At 58.8% G+C, this 17054-nt stretch carries 18 protein-coding genes and 1 tRNA gene; 11 read left to right on the forward strand and 8 right to left on the reverse strand.

What is annotated here, in order from left to right:
- Window positions 1-272: 272 nt before the first annotated feature.
- On the reverse strand, window positions 273-1436 hold the full coding sequence (gene yqhD, locus AB5Y73_RS18140; protein WP_107683223.1) for an alcohol dehydrogenase: 1164 nt from the start codon (window positions 1434-1436) through the stop codon (window positions 273-275).
- Between the two features lie 157 nt (window positions 1437-1593).
- Here yqhD and AB5Y73_RS18145 point away from each other — a divergent pair, with 157 nt between their 5' ends.
- Entirely contained in the window at window positions 1594-2496 is a 903-nt protein-coding gene (locus AB5Y73_RS18145) for an AraC family transcriptional regulator (RefSeq protein WP_019446575.1), read from the forward strand.
- 17 nt (window positions 2497-2513) lie between these two features.
- The gene (locus AB5Y73_RS18150) at window positions 2514-3026 is read left to right on the forward strand and encodes a lipocalin family protein (protein ID WP_107683222.1); all 513 of its coding nucleotides are present in this window, start codon (window positions 2514-2516) and stop codon (window positions 3024-3026) included.
- Between the two features lie 65 nt (window positions 3027-3091).
- On the opposite strand, the gene AB5Y73_RS18155 is transcribed toward AB5Y73_RS18150, so the two are convergent.
- Together AB5Y73_RS18155 and AB5Y73_RS18160 are read right to left on the reverse strand one after the other, a co-directional pair.
- Complete coding sequence (locus AB5Y73_RS18155; protein WP_107683221.1) at window positions 3092-4984, reverse strand: methyl-accepting chemotaxis protein; 1893 nt, start codon at window positions 4982-4984, stop codon at window positions 3092-3094.
- 207 nt (window positions 4985-5191) lie between these two features.
- Window positions 5192-5689, reverse strand: coding sequence for a lactoylglutathione lyase family protein (locus AB5Y73_RS18160; RefSeq protein WP_005339743.1), 498 nt, complete (start codon window positions 5687-5689; stop codon window positions 5192-5194).
- Window positions 5690-5789: 100 nt separating this feature from the next.
- Between AB5Y73_RS18160 and AB5Y73_RS18165 the strand changes: the two genes are divergently transcribed.
- Window positions 5790-6662, forward strand: coding sequence for a LysR family transcriptional regulator (locus AB5Y73_RS18165; protein WP_107683220.1), 873 nt, complete (start codon window positions 5790-5792; stop codon window positions 6660-6662).
- Between the two features lie 145 nt (window positions 6663-6807).
- Here the strand turns inward: AB5Y73_RS18165 and AB5Y73_RS18170 are convergent.
- Window positions 6808-6884 (reverse strand) — tRNA-Trp (locus AB5Y73_RS18170).
- A 201-nt stretch (window positions 6885-7085) separates the two neighbouring features.
- Here AB5Y73_RS18170 and AB5Y73_RS18175 point away from each other — a divergent pair.
- The 5 genes from AB5Y73_RS18175 (at window position 7086) to AB5Y73_RS18195 (ending at window position 9995) form a co-directional block, all read left to right on the forward strand.
- Complete coding sequence (locus AB5Y73_RS18175; RefSeq protein ID WP_107683219.1) at window positions 7086-7628, forward strand: hypothetical protein; 543 nt, start codon at window positions 7086-7088, stop codon at window positions 7626-7628.
- Between the two features lie 99 nt (window positions 7629-7727).
- Window positions 7728-7922 (forward strand): hypothetical protein, encoded by a 195-nt coding sequence (locus AB5Y73_RS18180; protein ID WP_013724188.1) that lies wholly within the window; start codon window positions 7728-7730, stop codon window positions 7920-7922.
- A complete protein-coding gene (gene pyrB / locus AB5Y73_RS18185) occupies window positions 7903-8823 on the forward strand; it encodes an aspartate carbamoyltransferase (RefSeq protein WP_005339735.1) in 921 nt (306 codons plus the stop codon). The genes AB5Y73_RS18180 and pyrB overlap by 20 nt, the downstream gene beginning before the upstream one ends.
- Before the next feature lie 15 nt (window positions 8824-8838).
- Window positions 8839-9303: an aspartate carbamoyltransferase regulatory subunit gene (gene pyrI, locus AB5Y73_RS18190; RefSeq protein ID WP_005339730.1), complete on the forward strand. Its 465-nt coding sequence runs from the start codon at window positions 8839-8841 to the stop codon at window positions 9301-9303.
- A gap of 200 nt (window positions 9304-9503) precedes the next feature.
- Window positions 9504-9995, forward strand: coding sequence for an arginine repressor (locus AB5Y73_RS18195; protein WP_005339728.1), 492 nt, complete (start codon window positions 9504-9506; stop codon window positions 9993-9995).
- Between the two features lie 131 nt (window positions 9996-10126).
- On the opposite strand, the gene AB5Y73_RS18200 is transcribed toward AB5Y73_RS18195, so the two are convergent.
- From AB5Y73_RS18200 to arcA, 4 genes are all read right to left on the reverse strand, one after another.
- Entirely contained in the window at window positions 10127-11533 is a 1407-nt protein-coding gene (locus AB5Y73_RS18200) for a YfcC family protein (RefSeq protein WP_005339725.1), read from the reverse strand.
- A 123-nt stretch (window positions 11534-11656) separates the two neighbouring features.
- A complete protein-coding gene (gene argF, locus AB5Y73_RS18205) occupies window positions 11657-12661 on the reverse strand; it encodes an ornithine carbamoyltransferase (protein WP_005339721.1) in 1005 nt (334 codons plus the stop codon).
- Window positions 12662-12740: 79 nt separating this feature from the next.
- A complete protein-coding gene (gene arcC, locus AB5Y73_RS18210; RefSeq protein WP_107683217.1) occupies window positions 12741-13667 on the reverse strand; it encodes a carbamate kinase in 927 nt (308 codons plus the stop codon).
- A gap of 62 nt (window positions 13668-13729) precedes the next feature.
- Window positions 13730-14950, reverse strand: coding sequence for an arginine deiminase (arcA, locus tag AB5Y73_RS18215; RefSeq protein WP_107683216.1), 1221 nt, complete (start codon window positions 14948-14950; stop codon window positions 13730-13732).
- 747 nt (window positions 14951-15697) lie between these two features.
- On the opposite strand from arcA, the gene AB5Y73_RS18220 reads away from it, so the two are divergent.
- The 3 genes from AB5Y73_RS18220 to AB5Y73_RS18230 all read left to right on the forward strand — a co-directional run bounded on the left by AB5Y73_RS18220 (window position 15698) and on the right by AB5Y73_RS18230 (window position 16989).
- Window positions 15698-15874, forward strand: coding sequence for a hypothetical protein (locus AB5Y73_RS18220; protein ID WP_005339717.1), 177 nt, complete (start codon window positions 15698-15700; stop codon window positions 15872-15874).
- 97 nt (window positions 15875-15971) lie between these two features.
- Complete coding sequence (locus AB5Y73_RS18225; RefSeq protein WP_005339716.1) at window positions 15972-16619, forward strand: AAA family ATPase; 648 nt, start codon at window positions 15972-15974, stop codon at window positions 16617-16619.
- 1 nt (window position 16620) lies between these two features.
- Window positions 16621-16989: a hypothetical protein gene (locus AB5Y73_RS18230; RefSeq protein WP_005339715.1), complete on the forward strand. Its 369-nt coding sequence runs from the start codon at window positions 16621-16623 to the stop codon at window positions 16987-16989.
- Window positions 16990-17054 lie beyond the last annotated feature (65 nt).

Raw genomic sequence — 17054 nt, forward strand, 5'->3', positions numbered from 1 at the left:
CTGGCTACGATTAAAAAAAACAAACCAAATTAGAGGCTTATACCAGTAAAAACGGCTGAAAAAAGTGATCCAACCAGTCAAAAAAAATGTTTTACCGGCCCTCTATCTTAGCGTTTTTTGTTCTTACGAAATCCGCTTTCGTCTCACTTCTCGCAGCGAAACGCCGAAAAGTAACATTTTCCCAACAAAAGCGGGGCCGCTCAGCCGCCAGATGGCGGGAGAGGGCCCCGGCAATTCAATCGTTTCGCCCGTTTGGCACCGATTGGCGGCCCTTACCAGGCCGCTTCATAAATATGCTGGCTCTGCACCAGATCGATGTCGCCGTGCTCGCCGATGGCAGTCATACCGTGCTCACCCAGCTTGCCGATCAGGGTGTCGATACCCAGATCTTTCAGACCGTAGTCGCGCAGTCGGGTCTTGACCCCCATCCGCTCGAAGAAGTCGCGGGTCGCGGCGATGGCATCGTCGATGCGCTCCGCTTCGCTACCGCTGTGCAGACCCCACACCCGCTCTGCGTATTGCAGCAGCTTGGCATGTTTCTGTTTGCGCTTGGCCTGCAGCAGGGCGGGCAGCACCACCGCCAGAGTCTGGGCGTGGTCGAGGCCGTGCAGGGCAGTCAGCTCGTGACCCAGCATGTGGGTGGCCCAGTCCTGTGGTACACCGGCACCGATCAGGCCGTTCAACGCCATGGTGGCGCTCCACATGATGTTGGCGCGTACCTCGTAGTTGTGCGGCTCGGCCAGCGCCTTGGGGCCCTCTTCGATCAGGGTCAGCAGCAAGCCTTCAGCGAAGCGATCCTGCACCTTGGCATTGACCGGATAGGTGAGGTACTGCTCCACGATGTGAACAAAGGCATCCACTACCCCGTTCGCTACCTGACGCTCGGGCAGGGTGTAGGTGAGCACCGGATCGAGCACCGCGAAGCGCGGCATCACGAACGGCGAGAAGAAGTGCACCTTGTCGCCACTGCTGCGACGGGTGATGACGGCACCCATGTTCATTTCGGAACCGGTCGCCGGCAGGGTCAGCACGGAACCGAGCGAGATGGCGGAGCGCACTTCGCTGCCGACGGTCTCGAGAATGTGCCAGGGATCCTTGGCCGGATCGTAGTGCGCGGCAGCGGCGATAAACTTGGTGCCATCGAGCACGGAGCCACCGCCAACGGCGAGCAGGAAGTCGACACGCTCGGCACGGGCCAGCTCCACGGCGCCCATCAGGGTCTCGTAGGCCGGGTTCGGCTCGATGCCGCCAAATTCAAACAGGGTCATGCCAGCCAGCTCGTTGCGGATCTGTTCCAGCAGGCCACTGCGTACCACGCTGCCGCCACCGTAGGTGATCAAGACGCGGGCATCGCTCGGAAGCTGCTCGCGCAACTGGGCGATCTGCCCTTGGCCGAACAGGATTTTGGTCGGGGTATGGAGAGTAAAGTTGTTCATCGACATTGCCTTCTTCTGAGAGTCAGGGCGGCCAGGCCGCGAAATCATGATTGCATTTTTCTCCAGAACCACCCTACCATCAAGACAACATCCTGCTTGATTCTTGCCTATTTCTACAAAGCAGCGAAAACCGGAACTGTCGAATCAAAGAGCGCCCATGCAAAACCGTTACAGCGACCTCGCCGCCAGATTGACCCGCCACGTCACCGCACCCGGCATCACCCCATCACCGGTGAAACAGGTCAACCTCATCTATACCACCGAGCACCATGGCCGCACCCCGGTGCTCTACCAACCGCGGATGATCGTTATCCTGCAGGGACACAAGGTGGGTTATCTGGCGGATCAGGTATTTCGCTACGACCCCAATCACTATCTGCTGATGACCCTGCCGCTCCCCTGCGAGTGCGAGTGCTTCGCCTCCCCCGAGCAGCCGCTTATCGGTTTTACCATCGAGATCGATCTGGTCACCCTGCAAGAGCTGCTGCTGGAGCTTGGCGATGCCCTGCCCGCCCCCGCGCCACAAAAGAGCGGCGTCCACTCGGTCCCCCTGTCGGAAACCATGTTTTGCGCCGCCGAGCGACTAATCGAGCTGATGGACAACCCGCTGCACGCCAGGGTGCTGGGACCGCAAACGGTGCGGGAGATGCTGTTCCACGCCCTCACCGAGGGGGGCGGCCCGGCGCTGCAAGCGCTCGCCAATCGCCACAACCATGTGGGCCAGATCGCCCGGGTGCTGCGTATGATAGAGTCCCGTTATGCCGACAACCTCACCATGGAGGAGCTGGCGCGGGAGGTGAACATGAGCGTCTCCGCCTTTCACCACCACTTCAAGGCGGTCACTGCCACCTCGCCGCTGCAGTACATCAAGTCATTTCGCCTGCACAAGGCGCGGATGATGATGCTGCACGATGGCATCAAAGCGGGCACCGCGGCGGCCAGAGTCGGTTACGAGAGCAACTCCCAGTTCAGTCGGGAGTACAAGCGCTTCTTCGGCAGCACGCCGACGGATCAGGCCTCCCGCTTCCGGGATGGCCAGCTGCGCATCATCGAGGGATAACAAGAGAGGGATTACTTATGCGTTCACTGCTTTGCCTGTTCACCGCTTTACTGCTGACGGCCTGTACCGGGATTGCCGACGGCATTCGCCCCGTTACCGGCTTCCAGCTCGATCGTTATCTCGGTACCTGGTACGAAATCGCCCGCCTCGACCACAGCTTCGAGCGGGGGCTGGAGCAGGTGAGCGCCACCTACAGCCTGCGGGATGATGGCGGCGTCAAGGTGCTCAACCGCGGCAAGCAGAGCGATGGCAGCTGGCGCGAAGCCGAGGGCAAGGCCTACTTCGTCGGCAACCCGGACGAGGCGCGGCTCAAGGTGAGCTTCTTCGGCCCCTTCTACGGCGGCTACAACGTCATCGACCTCGACCCCGATTATCAGCTCTCGCTGGTGACCAGCTACAACCACGACTACCTCTGGATCCTCTCCCGCTCACCCAACCCGCCCAAGGCGAAGGTGGATGCGCTGGTCGCCCAAGCGAAGTCGCTGGGCTTTGCCACCGACCAGCTTATCTGGGTCAAACAGACCCCTTAAGCCAGTCGTGAAATAACAAAGGGCAGCCCGCGGGCTGCCCTTTCTGTTGCTGGCGTGGCGGGATGTCAGAGCCGGAAGCGGCCGATCTCCTGCTCCAGCCGCTCGGTCAACGACTTGAGTTCAGCCGCCTGCGCCGCCTCGCTGCCCGCCTGCTCGGCCAGCTCTTGCGAGACGTGGCGGATATTCTCGGTATTGCGGCTGATCTCGCCGGTCACCGAGGTCTGCTCCTCGGCCGCTGCGGCGATCTGGGTCGCCATGTCGCTGATGGAGCCGATCGCCTCGTTGATCCGGGCAAGGCTCTGGTTGGCCGCTTCCGCATCCTCGACGCTGGTACCCGCCAGCTGACGGCTGGTCTCCATGCCACCCACGGCGCGACGGGTGGTCTGCTGCAGGGTCTCGATCATCTGCTGGATCTCGTCGGTGGAGTCGTGGGTACGGCGCGACAGCACCCGCACCTCGTCCGCGACTACCGCAAAACCGCGGCCCTGCTCACCGGCCCGGGCCGCCTCGATGGCGGCGTTGAGCGCTAGCAGGTTGGTCTGCTCGGCGATGCCGCTGATGGTCGCCAGAATGCCGCTGATCTTCTGGGCATGGCTGTCGAGCTCATTGATGATCTGGCTGGCATCGGCCACTTCGTCCGCCAGACCGGTAATGCTGCGCTGACTCTGGCCAACCTGGGATTGACCGGCGACCGCCAGTGCAACCGCATCGGTGGCGGTGGTGGCGGCAAACTCGGCGTTGCCGGCGATCTCCTGGGTAGCGGAAGCCATCTCGGTCACCGCGGTCGCCACCATCACGATCTCGTCCTGCTGCTGGCGCACCCGCTGACTGCGAGCCTGCGCCCCGGCCGCCTGAGCGCGAGACTGTGCCGCCAGCTCGATGGTCACATCCCGCAACCGGCTGACGATGCCGTGCAGCCGCGCCACGAACTGGTTGAAGTTCTGGGCCAGCTGACCCACCTCATCCTTGCTGTGGGTGTTGATGTGAACGGTGAGATCCCCCTCGCCGTGGGCAATGTCGTGCAGGGCGTGCGCGACCCGACCGAGATCGGCGAACAGGTATTTGAAGGTGGCAGTGAGCAGAGCGCTGAATACCAGCATCAGCACCAGGGTCAGCCCCACCAGCTCCCACAGCAGGCTGCTGAGCGGCGCCTCCAGCACATCGCGATACATCACCATGGCCAGCAGCCAGTCGGTGCCCGGTACCGGTTGTACCGCCAGCAGCACATCCCGCCCGTCGAGGGTGGCGGCGTGCAGCTCGCTGTTTTCGCGGCCCCACTGCTGGAAGGTGGCGGCAGAGAGTCCCGGCGCCAGCTCGGCGATGGGCTTGAGCGCCAAATCCTTCTGCGGATGGCCGACGATGAGGCCGCTGCTGTCGAGCAGCATGGCATAGCCTTCACCCTGCACCTTCATCGCCAGTACTTCGTCGATCAGCTTGTCGAGCGCCAGGTTGGCCCCCACGGCACCGACCAGCGCCCCCTGATGGCGTACCGGCTCGGAGAGGGTGACCACCAGCTTCTGCATGGTGACGCTGACATAGGGGGCGGTGACGATCAGCTGACCCGCTTTCACCGCATCCTGGTACCAGGGGCGCTCGCGCGGGTCATAGTTGCCGGTGTTGAGGGAGGGGTCCTGCCGGGTCATCACCCCCTGCGCGGAGCCAAAATAGGTGAGCCCGAAGCCGCCGGAGGTATAGGCCTGCTTCAGGTGCGGCACCAGCTCGGCTTGGGGGTTATCGCTGATCAGGTTGACCAGCGCATGGACGGTGTTCTTGCGATCCGTCATCCATTCGCCGATGGCGACCGAGTAGGCGTGGCCATAGTTGACCGCCTCGCTCTGGATGGCGCTCATGGTGCGGGATTTTAGGGTGTGAAAGGCAACGATGCCGAGCAGTGATGCCATCAGCAGCACTACGCCAAGACTGGTGGCCAGCAGCTTGCCGCGCAGAGAGAGGGTCATGACGACGAATCCTTGTTGTTGTGTCAGGCAGGGAAAACCCTGATGTATCAAAGGCTATCGGCCGCAATATGAACAGACTTTAGTGAATCTGTATATTTTCCCATCTATCAACAACAGAACGCGCTATTCGTGTGAACCAGATCGCTATTCCATGCTACTGACTCTTGTAACAACAAAGCAGCAGGCCGCCCGAAGGCGGCCTGTCACTTACCCCTGATATGCACCGGCGGAGTAGGTCAGCTCATAGCTGTGGCTGTAAATCTCGACGATATTGCCGAAGGGATCTTCCATGTAGACCATGCGGTAGGGCTTCTCGCCCGGGTAGTACTCGCGCACCGGCATCCGCTGCTTGCCGCCCGCCGCGACGATGCGCGCCGCCAGCCCCTCGACATCCGGATCCTGCACGCTGAAGTGGAACACCCCGGTCTTCCAGAATTCGAAGTTGTTCTCACGGCGCTCGCTGTTGGGAAACTCGAACAGCTCGATGCCGATCTTGTCGCCGGTAGAGAGGTGGGCGATGCGGAAGGAGCCCCAACCCGGGCCAAACACGTCGTTACACATCACGCCGATGGCAGAGTCATCCTCGGTGATGGTGGTGGCCGGCATGATGAGATACCAACCCATCACCTTGGTATAGAACTCGACCGCTTTGTCGAGGTCAGTCACCGTGATGCCGATGTGGGAGAAGTTGCGTGGATAGGTCATACGTCACCTTGAAATTGTGTGTGGGAAACAGGTGACATGATAGGAAGGGGCGACATAATGAAAAATAAGGTCAAACTAATGGAAGGCATAAATTAAATTTATGGTTAATCCACTCTGGCTCCACACCCTGGTGGTGGTGCATGAAACCGGCAGTTTTACCCGTGCCGCCGAGCAGCTGGATCTCACTCAGGCCGCCGTCAGTCAGCATATCTCGCGCCTCGAGGCCGAATTTGGCCCCCTGCTGCTGCGCAAGCCCCGTCAGCTGGAGCTCACTCCGCGCGGGCTGGTGCTGCTCGACTTCGCCCGCCAGCAGGCGCAGGCCGCCGAACAGCTGCGGGCCCGTCTCTCTGACGACGATCCTCACCGCGGCGCCATCACCCTGTCCACCCCGGGCAGCATTGGTCTGCTGCTCTATCCCCTGCTGCTCGACCAGCAACAGGAGCACCCCGGACTCACCATCCAGCACCGTTTCGCCCCCACCCCCGACATAGTGCAGGCGGTACTGGCAGGGCGCAGCGATCTGGGACTGGTGGATCAACCGCCGGAGCACCCCAGCATCGCCGCCGAGCCCTTCGCCCGCGAACCCCTCTGTCTGGTGGTGCCCAACGACGGCGAGGAGCAGAGCTGGCAGCACCTCTGCAAGCTCGGCTTTATCGACCACCCGGATGGCCGCAGCATGGCACAACGCCTGTTGGGACGACGCTACCCCGGCCAGCGCGTTGACGAGATCCCCCTGCGCGGCTTTACCAACCAGATCGGCCTGATCCTGGAGCCGGTCGCCCGCGGCCTCGGCTTTACCGTGCTGCCCCGCTTCGCCGTCACCGCCTTTGCCCAGCAGGAGAAGATCCGGGTGATCCAGAGCAGCATTGAAGTGATCGACACCCTCTGGCTGATCTACCGCGCAGAGTGGCCGCTCCCCGCCCGCCACCAGCGGCTGGTCACCGTCCTGAAACAGCGGGTTGCAGCACACTGAACGCTCTTGCGGCAGACATCGAGATCAATGTGGCCACAGTCACCGGACGGCTAACCGCAAGGAGAAAAAGAGAAAGGAGAGGTGGATAAATGGGCGAACGCCGGAAATGCGAAAGGCCAGCTCAATGAGCTGGCCTTTCTGAAAATGGCAGGGGCGGCAGGACTCGAACCCGCAACCATCGGTTTTGGAGACCGCTGTTCTACCAATTGGAACTACGCCCCTGCAACAAACGAGGCGTAGTATACAAAGTGGAGATCAAAGGTAAAGGCTTTTTTTACGCTTTCGATGCGATTGCACAAATCCCGAACAAGTCGCGGTTGTTTGTGCAGCGAAGCGGGATAACTTGCTGTATTTGCAGCCCTGCCGGGGTAGGAATGGGACATAAATGGGGGTAGGGTGAAATCAGGTACCGGGAGGCCACTTATGCTCAATTACCGACTGCTCCAACAACTGGCGCCCCTCAACTTCAGGGATGAACGCAAAACAGAGTCCCTGCCCGCCTATCTTGAACGGGTCGCGCCGCTGGTGCCCTTTATTCCTGAAAATGTGCTTTCCCAGTGGATTTACCGTCATTGGCGCGGTTTTGAGTCCAACTGGAGCTTTATCGATCTCGCCAACCATCAGTTCACCTGTGAAAGCTGGCCCACCGCGCAACTGGTGGATCAGGTGGACTCCCGCCATATGGAGGTGATCGAGCGCTGGGGCGAGATGCTGCGCAGCAACCGCTATGTGCGTCGCTCCTGGCTCGGCGAGAAGATGCTGAACGAAGGCACCTGGCCGGAACCTGTCATCGTACTGGCGCCGGAGGAGGGAGCCAGCTACCCGAACGGCCATCCCCTGCCCCGCCCCTACTGCCTGCTGGAAGGGCACCACAGACTCGGTTATTTGCGCGCCATGGCCCGCGATGGGGAATCGCTGCAAGAGACGCACAGAGTGTGGATTTGTCGTCATGTTTCCGCCACTTAAACGTTTTTCATGCTGAAATTGGCATCGGAAATAAAATTTTGACAATTAAAAAAGCGGCCCTATAATCTGTCCGGTTTTGAAAAAGGTCGGGACGAAACGATGCAGTTTTTGATTCAGAAAACAGCCTTGCAGACGGGTGGTGCGCACCAGAGCGGCCCCGTTGTTTCCGGTTCCCACCCCAACGATCCCCAGTTATTTTTAAAAAAAGCCCCTGTTTCAGGGGCTTTTTTTTGTGCCCGAAAAACCTCCAATGATGTCAAAGGGAATGCAGACGATGACCAATCCACTCTATAAGAAACATGTCATCTCCATTTCGGACCTGACCCGGTCAGAAATGGAACTGGTAGTCTCAACCGCACAACGGTTGAAGGCTGAACCTGACACCAGCCTGTTGAAAGACAAGCTGGTTGCCAGCTGCTTCTTCGAAGCCTCCACCCGCACCCGCCTCTCGTTCGAGACCGCGGTACAGCGCCTTGGCGGCAACATCATCGGCTTCGCCGACGGTGGCAACACCAGCGCCAAGAAGGGCGAGACGCTGGCTGACTCCATCAAGATCATCGGCTCCTACTCGGATGCGGTGGTGATGCGCCACCCGAAAGAGGGCGCGGCCCGTCTGGCCTCCGAGTTCTCCCGCGTGCCGGTCATCAACGGCGGCGACGGCTCCAACCAGCATCCGAGCCAGACCCTGCTCGACCTGTTCACCATCCATGAGACCCAGGGCCGTCTGGACAACCTCAACGTCGCCTTCGTCGGTGACCTGAAATATGGCCGCACCGTGCACTCGCTGGCCCAGGCCCTCAGCCTGTTCAACTGCCGCTTCTTCTTCATCTCCCCGGAAGCGCTGGCGATGCCGGACTACATCTGCGAAGAGCTGGAAGAGAAGGGCATACAGTTCAGCGTCCACCAGACCATGGAAGAGGTGATGCCGGAGCTGGACATCCTCTACATGACCCGCGTCCAGAAAGAGCGCTTCGACGAGACCGAATACAAGCACATGGCCGCCAAGTTCATTCTGGAGCTGGCGACTCTGGAAGGGGCCAAGCCCACCATGAAGATCCTGCATCCCCTGCCCCGCGTCGACGAGATCGATGTGGCGGTCGACAAGACTCCCCACGCTTGCTACTTCCAGCAGGCGGAGAACGGGGTCTATGCACGCCAGGCGCTGCTGGCACTGGTACTGAACGAAACTGTCTGAGCTTAGGGGAATATCATGTCTGACAAGAACCAACTGCAAGTCGAAGCCATCCGTCACGGCTCCGTCATCGATCACATCCCCGCTGGCCAGGGCATCAAGATCCTCAAGCTGTTCCAGCTGGTCGAAACCCAGGAGCGGATCACCGTCGGCTTCAACCTGAAATCCGGCGCGCTGGGCAAGAAGGATCTCATCAAGATTGAGAACACCCGTCTGACCGAGCAACAGGCCAACCAGCTGGCGCTGTTCGCCCCGAAAGCGACCGTCAACATCATCGAAGACTTCAATGTGGTGAAGAAGCACCAGCTGGAGCTGCCGGAGTTCATCGCCGGGGTGTTCCACTGCCCCAACTCCAACTGCATCTCCCATAACGAGCCGGTAGACAGCTACTTCCGGGTGCGCGAAGTGAAAGGCGTGGTACGGATGAAGTGCAAATATTGCGAGAAGTCCTTCACTCAGGACATCGTCAGCGAGCGTTACTGATATCTGATTGGGCCCTGCGGGGCCCATTTTTGAACCCTGTCACATCACCGAATTTCCAGTCAGCTATAATTTGCCATCGCAAGATGGTAATGCCCGCTCATTCCCTGCATATAGATGGATTATCAGTGTTTTTGCCTGATAACTGACAGCTATGGCAGATATCGCGCGTTTACCTCCGGTCATCATCAAAGGAATTCGCCGTGGTCAAAACCCTCAGTCGTCCCGTTGCCCAAGAGCCCGATCTGGCCCAGCTGGATGCCTGTCGCCAGATCATCGGTCAGCACTGCTACAGCACCCAGGAAGAGATCCGCCGCGAGCTGTCGGAGCGCGGCTTTGCCGACATCAGCCAATCCACCATCTCCCGCCTGCTGCGCCGCCTCGGCGTGGCCAAGGCCCAAAATGCCAACGGCAAGAAGGTCTACACCCTGGTCGATGAGCAGCTGGAGCCCGCCGGCAGCACCCGCTCGATCCACGACATGGTGCGCGAAGTGGTACACAACCAGCAGATGGTGCTGATCCACACCACTCCGGGGGCCGCCACCGTGGTGGCTCGCCTGCTGGATCGCAACGCCAATCCCGAGATCATGGGCGCCGTCGCAGGCAATGACGTGGTGCTGGTCGCGCCGCGCCATATCAGCCGTACCCGTCAGGCCCATGCCGCCGTGGTGCGCACGCTGGCGCAGGCCCGCTAAGCCATTTCCCCCAAATACATCGAGGCGACCTGCGGGTCGCCTTTTTGTTGCCTGCTATTTTCTGTCCATCACTTCTTGCGCCCATAAAAAACGGGAGCCCGCAGGCTCCCGTTTCATCTTGCTTGTCATCCTCAGGAGAGCACGGCGCCCAGACTCAGGCAGACCACGATCAGCACGGTCAGGATACCGAGCAGCGGAGCCACCCATTTCAGCCAGCGCACATAAGGCACCTTGGCGATGGCCAGACCGCCCATAACCACGGCGGAGGTCGGGGTCACCAGATTCACCAGACCGGAGGCAGACTGGTAAGCAGTCACCACCAAATCGCGGCCCACGTTGGCGAAGTCGGCCAGCGGCGCCATGATCGGCATGGTCAGCACAGCCAGACCGGAGGAGGACGGCACCAGGAAGGAGAGCACCACTTCCAGCACGAACATCACGTTGATAAAGACGATAGTGGAGAGGCCAGTCACGATCCCTTCTGCACTGTGCAAAATGGTGTGAGTGATCATGCCGTTATCCATTACCACCACGATACCGCGGGCGATACCGATGATCAGCGCCACACCCAGCAGGTCGCGGGCACCGTCGATAAAGTTGGAGGTCAACTCCTCCTCGCTCATACGGGAAATGAGACCAACGATGATGGCGGCAGCCAGGAACACACCGGAGATCTGCGCCATCCACCAGCCCAGCACGGCCACACCATAGATCATCACGGCAAAGGCGGCGACGAAGATACCCAGCACGATTTTACGGGTCAGGGTGAACTCCAGCATCTGGTCGCTCTTGTTGCCAAGGAAGTGGGCACGGTTCTCTTCCCACTTGTCAGCCACCAGAGATTTGCTCGGATCGCTGCGCACCATCTTGGCGTAACGCATGACGTAGGCAACGCAGAGCAGCCAACCGGCGACCAGCATGGCGACACGCAGCCAGATACCATCAGTGAAGGAGATCCCGGCGGCGTTGGCGGCGATAACGGTGGCAAACGGGTTGATGGTTGAGCCGAGAGTACCGATACCGGCGCCCAGCAATACGGTTGCCGCTGCCACCACAGGGTCGAAGCGGGCGGCCATCATCACCGGCACCAGCAGGGTGTAGAAAGGCAGCGACTCTTCGGCCATGCCGTAGATGGTGCCCCCTGCGGCGAACAGCGCCATCAGGATCGGGATCATCCACTCTTCACGGCCACGCAGACGGTCGGTCACACGTTCGATACCGGCATCGATGGCACCTGTCTTGGTCACAATGCCAAGAAAACCACCGATGATCAGGATAAAGAGGGAGACGTCGATGGCGCCTGCCTCATAGGTGTCGTGGTTGTAGAGGCCATCGATAGGTGCCAACAGCACGTCGACGATCCCCTGGGGATTCCCCTCCACCAGTTTGTAGGTACCCGCCACCGGCACTTCTTTGCCGAGGGCTTCGTTCATGGTCATCTCATATTTGCCGGCCGGCACTATCCAGCTCAGGGCGGCCACCAGGGCGATCAGCACAAACAGTATCGTGTAGGCTGACGGGAACTTGAATTTGGTCATGGTCCAGCTTCCTTCTGTGGGTGTGGTATCCATGCAGGCTGCGGGTTGTAGGGTTAGAGGTATTATGCCGCTGTCACATGGTCGAAAAGCCGGGGGTCGCCCCCCGGCACCACTACTGCGACCTTAGTCGCCCAGCGTAGCAACCATCACTGCCTTGATGGTGTGCATCCGGTTTTCGGCCTCGTCGAACACGATGCTGTGCTCGGATTCGAACACGTCCTCGGTCACTTCCAGGCCTTTCATGCCATATTTGTCAGCCACTTCCTTGCCCATGGTGGTCTCGTCGTTGTGGAACGCCGGCAGGCAGTGCATGAACTTCACATCCGGGTTCTTGGTGGCGTTGATGACATCCATGTTGACCTGATACGGAGTCATCAGTTTGACGCGCTGATCCCAGGCTTCTTTCGCTTCACCCATGGATACCCAGACGTCGGTGTAGAGGAAGTCCGCACCCAGCACACCCTCTTTCACATCTTCGGTCAGGGTGATGCGTGCGCCGGTCTCTTCGGCGATCAGGCGGCACTTGGCAACCAGCTCCTCTTCCGGCCAGAAGGCTTTCGGAGCGACCAGACGGATATCCATACCCATTTTGGCGGCGCCGACCATCAGGGAGTTACCCATGTTGTTGCGGGCATCACCCAGGTAGGCGAACTTGATTTGATCCAGACGCTTGCCCTTGCCGTGCTCCAGCATGGTCATGAAGTCGGCCAGGATCTGGGTTGGGTGGAATTCGTTGGTCAGGCCGTTCCAGACCGGGACACCGGCGTAGGCGCCCAGCTCTTCCACGATCTCCTGACCGTAGCCGCGGTATTCGATACCGTCATACATGCGACCCAGTACACGAGCGGTGTCCTTCATGGACTCCTTGTGACCGATTTGGGAACCGCTTGGGCCAAGGTAGGAGACCTGAGCGCCCTGGTCGAAGGCCGCCACTTCAAACGCACAACGAGTACGGGTGGAGGTCTTCTCGAAAATCAGGGCGATGTTCTTGCCGACCAGATGCTTGCGCTCGTAGCCACCGTATTTGGCTTTCTTCAGGTCGATGGCCAGGTCGATCATGTATTGGATTTCGCGCGGGGTGAAGTCCAGCAGTTTCAGGAAGTTACGGTTACGCAGATTAAAAGCCATGATGAGTTCTCTCTATATATGTTTCAGACCAGTTCGGGCAGTAGTGTTGACTACGCATTCTCAGTACAGATATCGGTAATTACGCATGTACGGTGCGGGTGGCGACGATATTGGTGCCGGCTTCACCCTTTAGGATGGCGAGACCATCTTCCAGCGAGCCGATGCCGACCATGCCGCCGGTCGCTTTGACAAATTCACAAGAGGCTTCGACTTTCGGTCCCATGGAACCTGCATCGAACTTGACCCCGTCCAGCTCGTCCGGGCTGGTGACTCGCAGCGGGCGCTGGGTCGGCTTGCCCCAATCCAGATAGACGGCATCGGCATCGGTCAGGATCAGCAGGGCGTCGGCCTTGATCTGCTTGGCCAAATAAGCGGCAGACATGTCCTTGTCGATGACGGCTTCGATACCGGTCAGGCTCTGACCATCCCAAGTCACAGGGATGCCGCCGCCACCGGTACAGATGATGAGGTGGCCCTGGGCAATCAGAGTTTCGATGGCGTCGCCTTCGACGATGCGCTGGGGCAGCGGGGATGGCACTACACGGCGGAAGAACTTGCCGTCAGCCTTGACCACCCAGTGCTTCTCTTCTGCCAGGGTGCGGGCTTCAGCCTCTTCGTAGACGGGGCCGATAAATTTGGTCGGATTGGCAAACGCCGGATCCTTGGGATCGACCTGCACCTGAGTCAGCAGCGCGGTGACGTTGCGGCTCGGCATCAGGTTTTTCAGCTCCTGGATCAGCATGTAGCCGATCATGCCCTGGGACTCGGCACCCAGCACATCCAGCGGATAGGGGGATACCTTGGTGTAGGCGCTGTTTTGCAGGGCCAGCAGGCCGACTTGCGGGCCGTTGCCATGCACCAGCACCACGTTGTACTCCTGAGCGATGAGGGCGATGGTCTTGGCGGCAGTTGCGATGTTCTTGCGCTGGATATCCGCTTCCAGTGGCTCACCACGACGGAGCAGTGCATTGCCACCCAGAGCGACGACGACAGTTGGTTTTTTCATAGTGGTTAATCTCGAGTTTGGTTCTGTGTGGCGCCAGCTTCTGCCGGCGCCACGCCGTCTCATCAGATGCTGTCGCGTTCCATCGGGCAGCTCATGCAGCGGGCGCCGCCGCGGCCACGGCCCAGTTCATCACCCGGAATGGAGAGAACTGTGATACCGGCTTTGTCATACTTCTCGTTGGTGTAGGTATTGCGCTCGTAACCCACCACCACGCCGGGACGCACGGTCAACACGTTGTTGGCGTCGTTCCACTGCTCGCGTTCGGCTTCGAAGCTGTCACCGCCAGTGGTGATGATCTTCAGCTGATCCACGCCCAGTGCTTTCTCGATAGCAGTGACGAAGTAACCCTCTTCCTTGATGTTCATGCCGGTGGCGCCGCCCGGAGTCAGGCTCCAGCACTGCACATCCTTGCGGATCACTTCCGGATAGACGGAGAAGGTATCGACATCCATATGGGTCATGACGGTATCCAGGTGCATGCAGCTGCGGTGTTTCGGCAATTCCATGGCGATGACCTGTTTGGCCTGACCGTGTTTGAACAGGCTGCGAGCCAGGTGCTCGACACCTTGCGGGGTGGTGCGCTCGGACATGCCGATCAGCACGGCGCCGCGGCCGATAACCAGTACGTCGCCACCCTCGATGGTGGAGTTGTCGTAGTCACGCTCCTCGTCACCGAAGTACTTGATGAAGTCCTGACCGGCAAACATCGGGTGCCAGCGATAGATAGCCTTCACATGGTTGGTTTCGCGGCGACGAGCCGGCTTGGCCATCGGGTTGATGGAGACGCCACCATAAACCCAGCAGGAGGTGTCACGGGTAAAGAGGTGGTTGGGCAGCGGCTCGATGATGAAATCGGTCGGAGCGTGCATGCCCACTACCATGTTGATGCCGCTGTAGGGCATCTCGGAGTAAGTCAGGCCACCGGAGAGAATGCGGGCCAGTTCGCGGTGCGGCATGTCAGCCAGGAAGCAGCGCACGTCGTTGGCAAAAGAAGAGCCGAGGCGGTAGTCGGAGACCTGATGTTGCAGCAGCCAGGTTTTGGCTTCCGGCACATCCAGGGTTTCCGCCAGCAGATTGGTCAGCAGGAAAACTTCGACATTCTGATCGCGCAGTACCTGAGCGAATTTGTCGTGCTCCTGACCGGCACGTTCAACAGACAGGACGTCATCGAACAGCAGATCCTGGCAGTTGGAAGGAGTCAGACGCTTCAGACTGAGGTTGGGGCGGTGCAACATGACACGGCGCAATTGGCCAACTTCAGAACCTACATAAAATTTGCTCATGATTATATTCCGTCTAGCAGTGGTCCCTGCGAGTGATTGAATAGATTCCTTCTATTCATGCTCGTGGCTAAGGCGGGATATTCTTTGTGTAGGGTAATCGGCTTATGTTCTATCCTGCCCTTGCCTTTCGAGACCGAGGTTAGCCCTGCGAATCACGACAAACTTAGACATTGATCACATTCACTCAGAACTGAATATATTCACCATCCATTCTATGACCCCGGTAGCAAATTGCGCATTTTCCAAACAAATCGCACCGAATAACCATGCAAAACCACCCTGCTATATTTCAGGTTGATTCATTTTTTATTCATGCCAGTTCACTGGGGTGATTAAATGCAAATAACAAAAACTGTTAAAAATCATAATTATAAATAGCTTTACAAATAGAATTTGAATATTACTCCATATGTATTGAATACATCGCCGTGACGGGAGGAACGCGGGAGAAATAAATACTCACATCGACCACATTCACTGCATAAATTTTTTCTTGTTCCAGATCATGGCATTGATGCCAACCCCATCAGACCAGGCCTCATAAGTCACCACCTCTTTGTTCGGTTCAACTTAATATGCACAAAGTCCGCATCGAGGTGGGCAGCCATCCTCGTCGGTCACCACAACGCCTTTTGATACTTTTTTCATTAATTGAATTTATTCGTCTCACCTTGCGCTGGCGCCAACCTCGACTTAACTCAGAAAGTGATCCAGATCACACAGGAATGGCACTACCAAGGAGTTGTTATGAAGATGAAACCCATGCTGTTGCTCGCGACTTTGCTGCTCTCTGCGCTCCCCACCCTCAGTCAGGCTGAAGGAGCACCTGCCATGCCCATGGTGGTATGCCATGTCGACAAGGCCCCTCAAATGCTGGTGCCTGACTATGTCTGCCGCTGGCAGGGAGGCAGCGTTCATTACTAGTCGAAACAACGAGAGGAGCATCACTCCTCTCGCCTTGTGATGAGACAGGCCCCTCCTATACTGAAATCAGCGGTTTTCTCATGGATAGGGGAACGTCATGATCTTGTTGGTCGGTGGAGAGAAGGGGGGGAGTGGCAAGAGCTGCCTGGCACAAAATCTGGCGGTCTACCTCAGATCCCAATTTCAGGGGGAGGTGTTACTGGTCGACTGCGACCCGCAGCGCACCACCTCTGACTGGATTCAGGAGCGCAATGACAATCCGGAGCTGCCACAAATCAACTGCGTACAGCTCTATGGCAATATTCGCAACGACCTGCTCAGCCTGAAAAACCGCTACGACTACGTCATCGTAGACTGTGGCGGACAAGACAACCGGGCGCTGCGCTCTACCATGGCTGTCGCCACCCACGCCCTGATCCCCTTGCGCCCGAAACGTCGCGACCTCAAGACCCTGCCCCACATGGAAGATCTCATCACCACCTGCAAGATGGTCAACCCGACCCTCAATGCAGCCGTAGTGCTGACCCAGTGCCCCGCCCTGCCCAATCAGGTAAAACGCATTCTGGAAGCGAAAGAGGTTTGCTCCTCGTTCGGTGTCGACGTCCTGAACGCCATCACCTACGGCCGCAATGTCTATGACGACAGCGAAGAGAAGGGACTGTCGGTGATGGAGATCGAGCCGGATGGCAAATCCGCCGAAGAGATCCGGGCCATCGCCAAAGAGTTCCTGCAAGTGGGGGTGTGAGATGGGTCTGGCCGATCTGAAGAAAAAGCACCAGCTGCATCACCAGAAGAAGTTCACCGTCGACGAATTTATCGAAGATGCGGAGTTCTACGCCAAGGGCAAACCCAAAGTGGTCAGCCTTGAACTGGGCCTGCATCGTGACGAAGCCTTGTCGGCGCTGGCCTTTATCGAGAGTGGTGAGCACCTGAAGCCCAGCTACAAAAAAGCCACCTTCTCCATGAGCACGGTGGCCATCGACGAGCTGGGTAATCTGACCCAGCAAGACGGCATGAACAAGTCCCTGTTGCTGCGCCTCTTTACCCACTACTTCTCTTCGCTGACTCCTGAGGAGCGCCAGACCATCTATGAGCGACTCAACCAGCGCTCATAATTTCTCCATTCAGCCGCTCTTTGTCTGCCTCGCCAACTCACCCTGAATGACCATCATCAGACGGC

Origin of the sequence: Aeromonas sp. s7(2024) (assembly GCF_040907825.1) — a bacterium.
Taxonomy (GTDB): domain Bacteria; phylum Pseudomonadota; class Gammaproteobacteria; order Enterobacterales; family Aeromonadaceae; genus Aeromonas; species Aeromonas veronii.